This is a genomic window from Prevotella vespertina, from assembly GCF_009728485.1.
GTDB classification, from domain to species: Bacteria; Bacteroidota; Bacteroidia; order Bacteroidales; family Bacteroidaceae; genus Prevotella; species Prevotella vespertina.
In genome coordinates this window covers 23,944-37,338 of the sequence record NZ_VVIQ01000007.1, presented here as the reverse complement: position 1 = coordinate 37,338, position 13,395 = coordinate 23,944, and the positions used below count along the sequence as shown (strand labels likewise).

The window sequence follows — 13,395 nt, the reverse complement described above, 5'->3', positions numbered from 1 at the left end:
GGAAACAATTAAAGACGGAGCTGGTTTGCCCCAGTGCTTTTTAAGAAACAGGGCAATTATTTTATCTCCACAAAGGCTCTTGTTCCCAATTATGAGGAAAGCCTAATAAACGAGTTCTTACTGATGGGTATTTCGATAAAAGCTGCTTGAAATCTGCAACAAAAGTGTTGCCCATAGAAATGGAGTTAAGCCAATACACCACATAGCAGAGTTGCGGATAAAGTGTTTGTTCACGGAACGAGAAATCCGTAATCCATGTGTTTGGCATACGCATAGGCATCATTGGCTTGACAGGAAAGACCCGATTTGACAGTCTTGAATGATGGGCGCAGCAATTACGAAGTACGGGTCTGGGTACGGATTAAAAGGCTAAGTGATTATTTTCAGTCATTTAGCCTTTTTAATTATCTAATTTTTCCCCACATTTTCCCCACAGCTGTCTATTTATATACAGGGCAACCGCATCAAAATAACGTTAGCTTAGGAAACAAACGTAGTTTTCAACCTCCTCCTCTCCCTTATTGTCCATTTTCCTAAAAAAACCATTGGTCCAAATCGAAACTACTACCCCATAAAAATTGATTTTTTGCCCCATATAATTCAAATTTCCCTTGCGGGTAATATTTTTTAAGAAACATGATTTTTGACAACAGGCTATTATTCAGACAAATACAAAATTATGCATTTTTAAGGGGGGATATTGTAAATTGTTGAAACTTCTCATCCTTGTATCCACCCCACTTATCCCTATTAATACAAAATCGACAAGTATTGATTATCAGGTTATTGACATTTTGATGCGGTTGCCCTGATTTATATATTTTAGAAACATATTTTTCCGTAAAGTTATGTACCTTTGTCGGCAAATAAAGATATTCTCGTCAAACAAATATAAATAATATAAACATGGAAAAAAACAGAAAAAAACAAATCGTAGTTTTGAGTATAGCTTTAGTTTGCATTTTCATCTTGGTATTTTCATTGTTCCATAAATCAGCGACAAAAGATAGCGCAAATCCTCCTTTAACAAATGTTTTGACTGATAGCATTTCTCAAATTGTCTCAGCTTGTCCTGGCGAAATTGGTGTGGCGGTTATTGTTAATAACAGAGATACGGTTAAGGTCAATAATAAGAGTGTTTATCCTATGATGAGTGTGTTTAAGGTTCATCAGGCATTAGCTCTTTGTAATGACTTTGACAATAAAGGAATTTCACTTGATACCTTAGTAAATATAAATAGGGATAAACTTGACCCAAAGACTTGGAGTCCTATGCTGAAAGATTATTCAGGGCCAGTCATATCATTGACAGTGAGAGATTTGCTGCGTTATACTCTTACTCAGAGTGACAACAATGCAAGCAACCTTATGTTTAAGGATATGGTTAATGTCGCTCAAACAGATAGTTTTATAGCCACACTCATTCCTCGTTCAAGTTTTCAGATAGCTTATACGGAAGAGGAAATGTCGGCTGACCATAACAAGGCTTACTCTAACTATACATCTCCTCTTGGTGCTGCAATGTTGATGAATCGTTTGTTTACTGAAGGTCTTATCGATGATGAGAAACAAAGTTTCATTAAGAATACGTTAAAAGAATGCAAAACAGGTGTAGATAGGATAGCAGCTCCACTTCTTGATAAAGAAGGGGTTGTTATAGCGCATAAGACAGGTTCAGGTTATGTTAATGAAAATGGTGTTCTTGCAGCTCACAATGATGTTGCCTATATATGTCTGCCTAATAATATCAGTTATACCTTAGCGGTATTTGTTAAGGATTTCAAGGGAAATGAATCACAAGCGTCACAATATGTTGCGCATATATCAGCTGTAGTATATTCTTTATTAATGCAAACTTCAGTAAAATCTTAAACTGCACTTGCTTTGATAATTAATGATAAACAATCTAAAAGCACTCTAATCGTTATCGGAGTGCTTTTAGATTACTAATCAAATTGCTTCTATTATAATTTGAATCCTCTACTTTTTCTTTCTTCCTGTTGCGGCACTCTTGCTCCATATCTAAGCCTGTGCCATTGCTCCCTGAACCAGTCGGCAATCGGCTTCCTGTTTATTGTCAGGTTCAGCCTGCTTTCATCGTCAGGGTCATTTTCCACCCTTAAAATATCATCCTTTATATCAAAGTTCCGCCTGTGTTGCTCGGAATAGATTTTACCGCTACATTTCAGGGCTTCTTTTTTGACTATAAGACTTTCAGTCATTTCTTTAGAGAATCCCAGCATGGCACAAAACTTTTCCATGCGCAGCATTTCCCTGAACATCGGAAACCACCTGAAAGCCTTGTCTATGATTCTGGCGAGCCGTGACAGTTCTTTTTCTTTCATGTCAAGTTCCTGCCTGTGCATTTCTCTGAGATTGTGGATTTGCGTATCATGCTGTTTCTGCATCTGCTGTACTTGGCTCTGCAATTTTTCAATATTGGTGTTCCGTTTTGAAACCTCGTCTTGCAGTTTTTCGTTGGCACGTTCCAGTTCTTTCAGTTTTCCACTCCCGAAAAGAGAAGCAACTCCACTAGTTATGGCTGTCGCTGCCGTGGTGGCTGTCTTCTTTAACTTGTCAGTGCGTATTTCTGATTTCACCTGTTTCAGTTCCTGCTCGGCAAGATTTATCTGTTCTTCTTTGTGCCGTTTGGCTGCATCCATGCGTTGCAGTTCAGCTTTCTGCTTCTCAATGATAAAGTCGTTCCGTTCCAGATGCTCCTTACCAGTGACAGCCTTTGACTGCCCGCGTTCCATCAGCAGGATGTCGGATGCAAGGGTCTGCATCTGCATCATGTCATCGTCATTGAGCTTTCGGCTCTTTCCTGTTTCGTGGTTCATCCAGTCGAAAACGATATGGGCATGATAGTTCGGCTTGAACCATCTGTCCCCGACTTTGAAGCTTTCCCTGTCTTCCGCTTCCGGCTGACCGTTCAGCCAATGCCCTTCATCCTTGTGCAGGAAGATTTGCAGCGGTGTGATTCCCCAGCGTCTTTGACACTCCTCACCGAATTTACGCACGTCTGCCAGTGTGGTGTCCGACCTGACAAGCAGCACTCCTTCACGTATGGGGGAGCATCCCGCAATCTTGACTATTTTACCGTTCTTGCCTTTGCGTTCACGCTCCTTTTCCTGCATGGCACGTCCGGTCTTTTCCTTTACCATCTGTCTGATATTGTCATAATGCATCCGCAAATCCGGACTGCCGAAGTCGGGATTTATCCACTGCTCATTATCGGTGGAGAGTTCTGGAACCACATAGGTTCTGGACTCTCCGATGTGGCGCATGTATTCGGCAGTCCTCCTGTTGTGAGCCTCACTCGATGCGATATTGCAGGGCTTGATATGTATGCTTGATTTTGTTGCCATAGATACTTGTTTTTTGGGTTTGTACTTTATTGTTTGCTTTTCCGCTGTCCGTAAACGCATGGGGTTCTTAGGGGTGCAACCCATAAGCGGAGATTGCAAAGAGAGGGTCACTCTTTGCTCTGGGTTCTCAGGGGAGAAACGCCCTGAGTGGGTCATTAGGGTAAAACCCTAATCCCCTCGGGAGAGCCCACAACTACGTAAGCGGAGCGTGTAGTTATAGTGGGCTATATCAATGGCAAGCCATTGTCTGCAAACTCCAGCCTACGGCTTCCGCTCTCCTCCGTCAGGGAGGTTTTTCATCATCGTTGCCGATTGGAGATGCACCGACCAGCACAAGGTCTAAATCGTCTATCAGTTTTTGCAGGACGGGATTCTTCTCTATCATCCGCTGGAGGATTCTCTCAGCCTCGACCAAGTGGTTGGCTGTACTCATCACCTTGCCCTCCCGTATCTGAAAGATAATCCAATCGGCTATGTCGATATGGGCTTCTTTTTGTTTCGGGGTGGCATTCCTTTCGATGATGTCCGAAACCACCACCTTACAAAAGTACATGCTCTCGGCTCGCTGTTTCCACTCGGCATAAGCATCGGCATCGGGAAAGAGAAGCACGGTTCGCCCTGACAGTACACGGAGTTTCTCTTCTCTCATCTGACTCTTACCACCCGTAGCCAGCCATACATAATCGGGGAAGATAGCAGAACCGATAACGGCACTCTTCTCGGATTCCACCAAGACCACCACCTTGTCGGGATGCGTTTTCAACAAGTGTTCCCCGAAAAGGCATTGGGATAGTTGCCAATCCTCTGCCAACACACGCTGCTTTTTCAATATGCTGTGTATCCAGTTCACTGCCGATGTCTGTCCTCCCTTGATACGGTGTCCGTCTTCGGGATTGTACTGCATCACCTTTCCCGTGCGTACCTTGCCCGTCCTGTCTATCTGCCAAAAGATAACAGAGCCGTCACGGGTAGCCCCCAAACGGTATTCCTCCAACAACCGCTTCAACACCTCTTTCGCCTTGTCGCCATAGTAGGAAGTAAGGAGTGTGAAGAGGAAACGGAAGAAATTGCTACGCTCGCTTTGCGACTTCTCCACATAGTGAGGGGGAATATAGCCGATGGCTGTCGGCTTACTTTGCTGCTTCACTTTCTTCTGCTCTGCTCTTTGCCTGTCAAAAGAGAAATCATTGGTAGTTCTGTGTTCAGGATGCTCTTGAAAATACTCTTTCGGAGTGTAGTGATACCCACAACCGCTTTCGTGGTTACATCTGCCGACCGATGGATGCAACGGCACATTATTTTCGTCCACGTAATAGACGAAAGAATGCCTGTCTCCGCATTTGGGGCAGGTATGCCGTGTTGCCGTTCCTTTATACTTCTGTAATGAATAATTGCCCATAGCTTAGTCCGTTTTTGATGGTTGATTGTCGGCTGTCCCATCCTGTCCCATTGTCCCACACTCTAAGGGTTGGGACAGTGGGACACTTGGGACACCTGCGTTTTTACTCTCTTTGCTGCGCTGGATGATACGGTTTACGGTGGACTTGCCACAATTCACCTGTGAGGCTATCTCCCTGACGGACTTGCCCGATTGGGAGAGTTGCAGAATTTGGCAATCCCTTTGGCTTGATTCATTGTCGCCCAATTTTTTCAAGTGTTCCTTTTCCGTGGAATAGCCCCTGAACACGAACTGCAAGAAAGCATCCACCTTGTCAATCTCGTAAACGATTACATTATCCGCATCATGAGAGAACGTGCCATAGCGCACTTTAAGCTGCTTCACATAGCGAAGCCCTCCGTCTTGGGCACTTTTTCCAATGGTGAACACGCTGTCAAAGAAATTGTAGAGCCGTTTGCTTCCGGCAAGGTCGTTGGATGTGATGGGACAATCCAAAGAGCGTTTGGGCGTATGTGCCAGGACAAGGATAGAGAGCGCATATCTCTTTTTGAGATTGTTCAGCTGAATCATCAGCCGTCCTGCGGCATCGCCTTTCTCCATGGCGCAACACAGGTAGGTAAGATTGTCAATGATGAAAATCTTGCAGTCGGTCTGCACAGCCATCTGTTCAATGCCGCCTATGATAGCTTCCTCAAAGTTGGCATCCAAAAGCTGGTTGCAGTCAATAGACACCCGATAGATTTTGTCGGGAAAGGTGTAGAGCTCTCCATGCTCGTTGGTATAGCGGAGCTGGAACTGCTTTTCGGACAGTTCAAAGTCCAGATACAGCACATTGTCGGTTCGGGCGATGCGGTCGGCTATCTGCACGGCAAGGATGGACTTGCCCACGTTGGAATCGGCAAACAAGCAGGAGAGTTCCCCCTCGTACCAAAAGCTGTCCCACAGCGCACGGGGCGTAGGCAATAACGATGCTTCAAGAATGGTTTGGTTTGCCGTCTTGATATTCATCATGCCTACACTGTCGGGCATACCGTTATGCGCTTGGGATGCTTTTGTGAGGTCGCCACGTATCAGGTTGATATAGTTCTTATCCTCTTCCATATCATTCACCAGTTACGTGGGTTGGGCTTGCGACGGTGGGAAGAGGATAAGGACTTGTTCAGTTCCTCGTCTGACAACGGTATGGGATTCTTTCGGGCGGTTTCCAGCCACTTGTCCAGTTCGTCACGGTAAAGGCAATAGCGTTTGCCGGGCTTGGTGGCAGGGATTGTCCCTTCTGACAGTTTCATGTAGAGCGTACCCTTAGGGATACCTAAATACTCTGCTGCCTCGTCCACAGACATGGGCACGTGGGTGTCCACCGTTTTGGCATTGTTCACACTGCGCTGCTCGGCGAGCAGGCTTTTCAGGCTCATCACTTCGTCTCGAAGCTGAGCGACAACCTCGGGGAGGTCGTTGAAGGTAAGAATTGATTTTTCCATTCGCGTACTCGTCTCTTTTGTAAGACTTGGCGCAAAGGACTGAAATGATATATCCGTGAATATCTCCACGACACGTCATTGCAAAATAATTCCCGAATAATTAAGCCCAGCCATAAATGACGGGTAAAATTACTCGGGAAACGATGTAAAACAGGCGGTTATGAGTTACCGGATGGTTGTCGTTGGTGTCGTGATTATCCTAATTCCGCACATAATCCTCGGGATAGTGGAAATCAAGTTTGCCGTTTTCGGGTTCATCAATGGGAATTTCCGTCTTTAACGGCTCTACCTTGAAATTCTTGATGGTTGATAAGTCTGTATCAGCAAACGATTTCGGGAAAAGGGCTTTGATGAACTTGGCACGGTTATCCCCATTGTAGTATCTCTTGTACAGGAAACGCTCAGAGATATTCCATACGAAGTGACGGAGTGGAATGTTGTTGATGTCTTTGGTAAACGGTCTTTGTATGGGCTTCGGGGTATAAGTGTTAAGATTCATCCATTTGTCCACCTCAGTACAGATGTGGTTCACGGTTTCTTGGTCGGCAATGCGAGGCAGGTAATAATGGCAATACTCCATGACCATGCGGATGCGCTCTTCCTTTTCCCGTTGCTCTCTGCTTGCGTAATTGGCACGGTTCTTTTCGTGAAGATCCGGGGCGATAGTAAGCTCTATCGGTTGTGTTTGGATAAGTGTCTCTTCTTTTGTCGGGGATGATTCGGGTACAGGCTCAGGGACTGATGTAGGTCCAGGCACAGATGTGGCTTCTTCAAGTGTATTTTGTGACAGTTCTTCCTGCACCTCTATGGCTTCGGCAATCGTTTCTTTCTTGCCGAACTTGATTTTGTAGATTTCGTATGTATCAAAGATAAGTGTCTGAAAGGAGAGATAGAGCAACCATCCCAACAGGTTACAGCATACGAATACTATCCACCTGACAAAGTTGTCTTGGTTGAAGCTGTCCGCTATTACCAGCGTGGCAATGGAAGATATTAGGACGATGGCGAAGCCGACAAAGCCCAAGATGATGTATTTGTCCTTGATTGATGATTCCATATTTCGTTGAGAGATTGAATGTTCCTGTATTATTTTGTGCAAAGTTAATGCTATTTTTCCCAATTACTGCCCGTTATTTGCGGTTAGAACGGTCTTTTTCAATGTATTTCACGAAATGTCATCATATCATACTCTGTTTCATACTCTGAGGGGCTTATAAATGGTGGTATCAAGCCAAAAACATAGAGGGGCGATTATAGCCTTGTAGCCATAACCGCCCCTCTGAATACCTGTCAATGTGAGACATTTATGCCTCCTTGCGCTTCAAGGTTATCTTGTCCACCACCTGACACATCTGCTGCGCTGCTATCTTGGAATAGATTTGTGTGGTGGTAATGTTCTTATGTCCGAGATAGGCTTGGATGACAGCCATGTCCGTTCCCATTTCCACGTGCAGGCTTCCGAAGCTGTGGCGGGTACAGTGAAAGGTGATTTTCTTGGTTATCCCTGCTGCCGTGAGCCACCGTTGGAGTGGTCCTTGCAGCATCTTGTCCTTGAAATCCTCAAAGATAAGTCCCTCGCCCCGTTCTCCCAGCAGTCCATAGGCTTCATCACTGATGGGGTTATGCACTATTTCTTTGGTTTTCTGCATACGGGTGGTAACGAACATCCTGCCGTTGGTGTATGGTTGTATCTGCTGCCACGTGAGCTGTCTGATGTCGCTCTTTCTCAGTCCCGTAAGACAGGCGAAAAGAAAAGCTTTTTTCAAGACCTCCTCCTCACAGGGTGTTTCGGCAAGCCGTATCAGTTCCTCTTGGCTCAAATGCTCCCTGATGGTGGGAATGCACTCGATGCGGTCTAAGAAGCCGTTTGGGTTCTCCTTTATCTTCCTGTCACGGTAGGCGGTGTGCAGCACGGCACGGAAAGTTGACCAATAGCCTGCTGCGGAGTTGATGTGCAGCTTTTGGTTGGTGTGGATGGATTGGGGTGCATCAAGCAGGTATTCCATGAACTTGCGGCACAAATCCACATCCACCTCCTCAAAGGTGCATTTGCCGTTCACGAACCGCTGGAAATGCTTGTATACGTGCTGCCACTTGATATTCTTGCGGTCAGCCAGTCCTTTGAAATAGGCAAGGAAATCGCCCTTCATCTTGGTCTTGTCAAAAAAGCCGTTGTTTTCATTGAAAATGGCTTCGTAGCGCTGGTTGCGCAGGATGACCGCTTTCTTCATCATGCGTGCGTTGAAGTCCCGTTCCTGCTGGTTTGCAGGTTTGGCGAAGATGTAAATTCCTAAGGCTTCACGTGTAATCACTCTCATGGTGACATTGTCACGGTAGCCGGGATAGTAGTCAAGGCATAGTGAATACTGTGTCCCGTTCTTAATCTTGCGCTTACGCAAGGTAACTGTTTTGCATTTACTCATAATAATTATGTTTTAATTGGTTGTATACATTTTGGAGTTGTATCCATGTTTCCGATGGCAAAGGAACAACGTGAAATATCCGTGAATACCTCCACGATACATCATTTTGAAATAATTTTCGATAATCCCGATTTTTCACGGTTATTTGTTCCTTTCAGCCATGACACGCTCCACATCTGAGCGCAAAAGCAGGTTTTTCACACCCACCTTTATCTTTTCGATGTGCTTCACCTTGACGATATGGCAGATGTTGGCTGACGAAAGACCATAGATTTGCTGCACCTGCTCAACGGTATAGTAGCGTTCATCGTTCACAAGGTCAGTTCTGCGGAGTTCGTTCAAATGTGATTTGGAGTAATAGGTACGCCCGTACTCTCTTTTAGTGGGTATCTTATGGCGATAGGTGTAGGCACGGAGTGCGGTCGGCTTCATGCCGAACAGTTCCTCCACCTCCTCGGTCAGTAGCCAGTCGGTAATTTCGCTAATATCAACTGCCACACCGAAAAACTCGTCAATATGCTTCTTGCTGTAATAGTTCTTTCCTGCGATACGGCAGATGGGGATATGGTTACGCTTGGCGGAAGTGTAAAGCCATGACTGCTTTACCTTAAAAAGGGACATCACCTCCTCGCCCGAATAGAAGTCCAACACTTCTTCGCTTTCCTTTTCCCTTTTTTCTCTTTTGGCAGGTAAGGAAGATGAAGATGATTTCCTTGGTGTGGAGGTGTTGCCGGGCAGGATGCGGTGATAGGGATTGCCCTCCAACATCTGCTCGATGTCGGCTCTGCGGATGAATGCCATGCGGTTGCTGATGCGTGAGGCTTTCAGCTTGCCGATGGCTACAAGTTTGTAAATGTACTGTCGGGAACAGCCCATGAGGATGGCTGCTTTGGAAAAGGTGAGATACTCCTGATGCTGTATCTCCATCAAGGGTTGGGCGACTTTGAAGAGGTTGTTCTTCTGCATCACTCTGGCTCGTTTGGCTTCTGCCTGACAAGCCTCACTGCAATATCTTTGCATACCGCTTCGGGTTACAAAGGACTTGCCGCAAAAACTGCATTTTCTGGTTGCTTTCATACCGTTTTATCGTTTAATGGTTCATTTCTTCAATCCTATATCTCTGAAATGGTAAACGGATGTGAACGGAAGTCAACCATTGTCGCTTTTCTACACAGTGTGACTGTTTCCGCATATCGGGGCGGTTATTGTCGCTTGTCGTAAACGGTTGTAAACCCTTGTCAACTGTCTGCACGGTGTGACAAAAAACAAGCCCCGCAAATTCTCCACGTCAGAAATACGTCTCAAAAATATGTGGAAATTTGGGAAGCGACAAATGGCAACCGAAAAGTGTTAAATTTTAGAATATGCTGGTAATTAAAGATTTACACTCGGATATTTCTGATTAGTTTTGGTTGTTCTATGGTTATAAATACAATAGCTGAAAGCACTGTTGCCAATTGTTGTAACACTATTGGGAATGGTTACAGAAGTTAGATGACTGCAAAAGCTGAAAGCACTGTTGCCAATTGTTGTAACACTGTTGGGAATGGTTACAGAAGTTAGAGAGCTACAATCCTCGAAAGCAGACCGTCCAATTGTCGTAACACCATCACCTATTATAATTCTTTTAATATCAGGATATCCCCATCCCCATGGTCTACTATCTGAATAATCATACATTTTCCCTTTTCCAGTAATGGTCAAAACTCCATCATCTGTAAGGTGCCATTTTAGATTAGGTCCACAAGTGCCTGACTCTTGTGCGTTAGCTGATAAGCCCATGAGTAGGGCTATTAATAAGATGTAAATTTGTTTCATGTTAGTACTTTTATATAAATAATACTTTTTTGATTTACGCGGAAAATCAAATACAAAGATAAACAAAAATTATTATAAAATGTTTTTTATAAAAAGTTTATGTAACATTTTGCTTCTTTTTTCAAGATAGTTATTGTTGAGAGATGGTCGTGAAATTATGAAAATCAACTTTGCAGTCACTTCTATCACTTCTTATATGCTTATAATATATTGAGTATAAGCACATAGGAAAAAGTGTTAAAAGTGACAGGAAACGGAATTTAAACTTTATGTAGTGATAGGGGATTAATGGAGAAGGGACATTTGCTACTTCTTTTGTAAGCCTGTCAGTAAGTCGGCAACCACGTAGCTGGAGCCACCAACGAAGATGAAGTCAGATTGGGCGGCATCATGAAGGGCGGCTTGGTAGGCTTCAAGGACGGTTGGGAAGATATTTCCGTGCAGGTCGTAGTCGTTGGCTGTTGCGGCAACCTTCTCTGCAGGGAAGGCACGATGCGTACTTGGTTGTGTCCAATAGTAAATGGCATCGTCGGGGAGCATAGACATGACAGCATGTAGGTCTTTATCATCCACCATACCAAAGACAATGCGTTTCTGCGTACATTGTTGACGTTTGATTTGTTGGGAGAGGTAAGTCCATCCACCAACGTTGTGTCCTGTATCGCAAATCACCAATGGATTAGCCTGTAGTTTCTGCCACCTACCCATTAAGCCTGTCAGTTCACAAACATTGGCAAAGCCTTTAGCAATGCTTTCAGCGTTCTTGATGACACCTTTATTATATAGTTGCATGACCGCAGTGAGCACTGTGTTAGCGTTCTTCTCTTGGTAGCTACCACCCAATTCGCCCACAATATTGCCAAAGAAACGAGTCTGATAAGTGATGCCACCATCGGGGTTAGCGCGAGAAGAAAGCACTGCAGGGATGTCTTCTGCAAAGACAATGAGGGCATCCTCTTTCTGTGCTTTTGCCTTAAAAACAATCTGTGTTTCAGGAACAGACTCACCAATAACGACAGGCACACGATGTTTGATAATACCAGCCTTCTCTGCTGCGATTGCTCCGAGCGTATTACCGAGGAACTGGGTGTGATCGAGGGATATATTGGTGATAATCGATAAGATAGGAGTGATAATGTTTGTGCAATCGAGCCTACCACCTAAGCCCACTTCAATGATAGCAATATCAACCTTCTGCTCAGCAAAGTGCTTGAAAGCTAAGGCTGTTGTTAGTTCAAAGAAAGAAGGGTGCAGCGGCTCAAAGAAGTCGCGTTCCTGTTCAACAAAGTCGATAACCTCCTGTTCTGAAATCATTTCTCCATTGACTCTGATGCGTTCGCGGAAGTCAACGAGGTGAGGACTGGTATAGAGTCCGACCTTATATCCTTCAGCTTGGAGGATAGCAGCCAACGTGTGGGAGCATGAGCCTTTACCATTCGTTCCTGCGATGTGAATGGTGAGAAAGTGGGTGTGCGGATGACCAAAGTGCTCGTCTAGAGTGCATGTCGTTTCTAATCCCTCTTTGTATGCGGAAGCACCAATATGCTCAAAAACAGGGGTGCTATTGAATAGATATTCTACTGTTTCTTGGTAAGTCATGCAGTGTGTTATGTTTGTAATCTTGGGCGTTTGACAATGGATATAATAACATTTAGTCCCATTAGCCGTTACAGTCTAATGGGACTAAAACCATTCATCTTACAATCAGCTAGTCGACTTGTAGAATGAATCGAAGGCATTAATTAAACAGTTTCTTGAAGTTTTCAAAGATAGAACGCTTCGTATTCTTATCACCACGGAAGTTCTCGCTGTCACGCAATTCCTCGATGGCTTTCTTCTCAGACTTCGTTAGTTCCTTTGGAACATAGATACTGATATGTACGACAAGATCGCCAATTCCAGTGCCATAACCCTGTACGGCAGGTAGTCCCTTGCCCCTTAGTCGAAGTGTCTTACCCGGTTGTGTGCCTGGTTCAATCTTAATCTTTACGTTGCTTCCATCAATAGTTGGAATCTCAACTTGCCCTCCAAGGACAGCCGTTGGGAAGTCGAGTAGGAGGTTATAGATAACATTTTGTCCATCACGAACGAATGTTTCATTAGGTTCCTCTTCGATATACACTTGTATATTACCCGTCACTCCGTTGTGCTTTCCAGCATTTCCTTTGCCAGGAACGTTGACCACCATACCTTCAGCAACACCTGCTGGGATATTGATTTCGACAACTTCTTCACCTTTAACGACACCTTCACCTTGACAATGAGTACACTTGTTCTTGATGATCGTACCCTCTCCACCACATACATGACAGGCTGTTTGGGTCTGAATCATACCAAACATACTTTGTTGAGTACGTATTTCTACACCAGAACCATGACAATTTGGGCAAGTCTCGGTGCCACTTCCACCTTCTGCACCTGTACCATGACAATGCTCACAGGTGACGTCTTTGCGCACTTTAAACTTCTTGGTAACACCTGTAGCGACCTCTTGTAAGGATAAGCGAACCTTCAGTCGGAGGTCAGAACCACGATATTTAGGTGCTTGTTGACCACCGCCTCCAAATCCGCCAAAGCCTCCGCCGTGCCCTCCGAATACATCTCCAAACATGGAGAAGATATCATCCATAGAGAATCCACCTGCTCCACCGAATGGGTTGCCACCGCCAAATCCACCGCTCGGAGCATCAAATCCGAATTGATCATACTGCTGGCGTTTCTGCGGATCATGCAATACATCGTATGCTTCCGCAGCCTCTTTGAACTTGGCTTCCGCCTCGGCATCACCTGGATTGCGGTCAGGGTGATACTTAATAGCTAGTTTCCTGTAAGCCTTCTTAATCTCATCTACAGAAGCACTCCTGCTTACTTCGAGTACTTCATAGTAATCTCTTTTAGCCATCTTG

At 44.7% G+C, this 13,395-nt stretch carries 12 protein-coding genes; 1 reads left to right on the top strand and 11 read right to left on the bottom strand.

What is annotated here, in order from left to right; genetic code table 11:
- Positions 1–61: 61 nt before the first annotated feature.
- The gene (locus F0475_RS07450) at positions 62–283 is read right to left on the bottom strand and encodes an Abi family protein (protein WP_004356044.1); all 222 of its coding nucleotides are present in this window, start codon (positions 281–283) and stop codon (positions 62–64) included.
- A gap of 623 nt (positions 284–906) precedes the next feature.
- On the opposite strand from F0475_RS07450, the gene F0475_RS07440 reads away from it, so the two are divergent.
- Positions 907–1,872: a CfxA family broad-spectrum class A beta-lactamase gene (locus F0475_RS07440; RefSeq protein WP_004339683.1), complete on the top strand. Its 966-nt coding sequence runs from the start codon at positions 907–909 to the stop codon at positions 1,870–1,872.
- A gap of 92 nt (positions 1,873–1,964) precedes the next feature.
- Here the strand turns inward: F0475_RS07440 and F0475_RS07435 are convergent, their stop codons facing one another.
- The 10 genes from F0475_RS07435 to dnaJ form a co-directional block, all read right to left on the bottom strand.
- Complete coding sequence (locus F0475_RS07435) at positions 1,965–3,368, bottom strand: hypothetical protein (protein ID WP_004339684.1); 1,404 nt, start codon at positions 3,366–3,368, stop codon at positions 1,965–1,967.
- A 283-nt stretch (positions 3,369–3,651) separates the two neighbouring features.
- Positions 3,652–4,767 carry a DUF6371 domain-containing protein gene (locus F0475_RS07430; protein ID WP_004292742.1) on the bottom strand — a complete coding sequence of 372 codons (1,116 nt, stop codon included), beginning with the start codon at positions 4,765–4,767 and terminating at the stop codon, positions 3,652–3,654.
- Positions 4,768–4,770: 3 nt separating this feature from the next.
- Positions 4,771–5,868, bottom strand: a complete 1,098-nt coding sequence (locus F0475_RS07425) for an AAA family ATPase (protein ID WP_004338330.1) — start codon at positions 5,866–5,868, stop codon at positions 4,771–4,773.
- Positions 5,869–5,873: 5 nt separating this feature from the next.
- Positions 5,874–6,248 (bottom strand): excisionase family DNA-binding protein, encoded by a 375-nt coding sequence (locus tag F0475_RS07420; RefSeq protein ID WP_004338328.1) that lies wholly within the window; start codon positions 6,246–6,248, stop codon positions 5,874–5,876.
- Between the two features lie 199 nt (positions 6,249–6,447).
- Complete coding sequence (gene tnpC, locus F0475_RS07415) at positions 6,448–7,305, bottom strand: transposon Tn4555 protein TnpC (RefSeq protein WP_004339687.1); 858 nt, start codon at positions 7,303–7,305, stop codon at positions 6,448–6,450.
- 247 nt (positions 7,306–7,552) lie between these two features.
- Positions 7,553–8,671 (bottom strand): tyrosine-type recombinase/integrase, encoded by a 1,119-nt coding sequence (locus tag F0475_RS07410; protein WP_004338318.1) that lies wholly within the window; start codon positions 8,669–8,671, stop codon positions 7,553–7,555.
- Between the two features lie 141 nt (positions 8,672–8,812).
- Positions 8,813–9,748: a transposon Tn4555 protein TnpA gene (tnpA, locus tag F0475_RS07405; protein ID WP_004292844.1), complete on the bottom strand. Its 936-nt coding sequence runs from the start codon at positions 9,746–9,748 to the stop codon at positions 8,813–8,815.
- 297 nt (positions 9,749–10,045) lie between these two features.
- Positions 10,046–10,489, bottom strand: a complete 444-nt coding sequence (locus F0475_RS07400) for a leucine-rich repeat domain-containing protein (RefSeq protein WP_155716127.1) — start codon at positions 10,487–10,489, stop codon at positions 10,046–10,048.
- Positions 10,490–10,795: 306 nt separating this feature from the next.
- Complete coding sequence (locus tag F0475_RS07395) at positions 10,796–12,088, bottom strand: bifunctional folylpolyglutamate synthase/dihydrofolate synthase (protein WP_155716126.1); 1,293 nt, start codon at positions 12,086–12,088, stop codon at positions 10,796–10,798.
- A gap of 139 nt (positions 12,089–12,227) precedes the next feature.
- Complete coding sequence (dnaJ, locus tag F0475_RS07390) at positions 12,228–13,391, bottom strand: molecular chaperone DnaJ (RefSeq protein WP_155716125.1); 1,164 nt, start codon at positions 13,389–13,391, stop codon at positions 12,228–12,230.
- Positions 13,392–13,395: the final 4 nt, after the last annotated feature.

Excerpts from the sequence above, each read along its gene's own strand:
- F0475_RS07410 (WP_004338318.1), bottom strand. The coding sequence starts at position 8,671 with ATGAGTAAATGCAAAACAGTTACCTTGCGTAAGCGCAAGATTAAGAAC.
- F0475_RS07425 (WP_004338330.1), bottom strand. The coding sequence starts at position 5,868 with ATGGAAGAGGATAAGAACTATATCAACCTGATACGTGGCGACCTCACA.
- F0475_RS07395 (WP_155716126.1), bottom strand. The coding sequence starts at position 12,088 with ATGACTTACCAAGAAACAGTAGAATATCTATTCAATAGCACCCCTGTT.
- tnpC (WP_004339687.1), bottom strand. The coding sequence starts at position 7,305 with ATGGAATCATCAATCAAGGACAAATACATCATCTTGGGCTTTGTCGGC.
- dnaJ (WP_155716125.1), bottom strand. The coding sequence starts at position 13,391 with ATGGCTAAAAGAGATTACTATGAAGTACTCGAAGTAAGCAGGAGTGCT.
- F0475_RS07430 (WP_004292742.1), bottom strand. The coding sequence starts at position 4,767 with ATGGGCAATTATTCATTACAGAAGTATAAAGGAACGGCAACACGGCAT.
- tnpA (WP_004292844.1), bottom strand. The coding sequence starts at position 9,748 with ATGAAAGCAACCAGAAAATGCAGTTTTTGCGGCAAGTCCTTTGTAACC.
- F0475_RS07440 (WP_004339683.1), top strand. The coding sequence starts at position 907 with ATGGAAAAAAACAGAAAAAAACAAATCGTAGTTTTGAGTATAGCTTTA.
- F0475_RS07420 (WP_004338328.1), bottom strand. The coding sequence starts at position 6,248 with ATGGAAAAATCAATTCTTACCTTCAACGACCTCCCCGAGGTTGTCGCT.
- F0475_RS07450 (WP_004356044.1), bottom strand. The coding sequence starts at position 283 with ATGATGCCTATGCGTATGCCAAACACATGGATTACGGATTTCTCGTTC.
- F0475_RS07435 (WP_004339684.1), bottom strand. The coding sequence starts at position 3,368 with ATGGCAACAAAATCAAGCATACATATCAAGCCCTGCAATATCGCATCG.
- F0475_RS07400 (WP_155716127.1), bottom strand. The coding sequence starts at position 10,489 with ATGAAACAAATTTACATCTTATTAATAGCCCTACTCATGGGCTTATCA.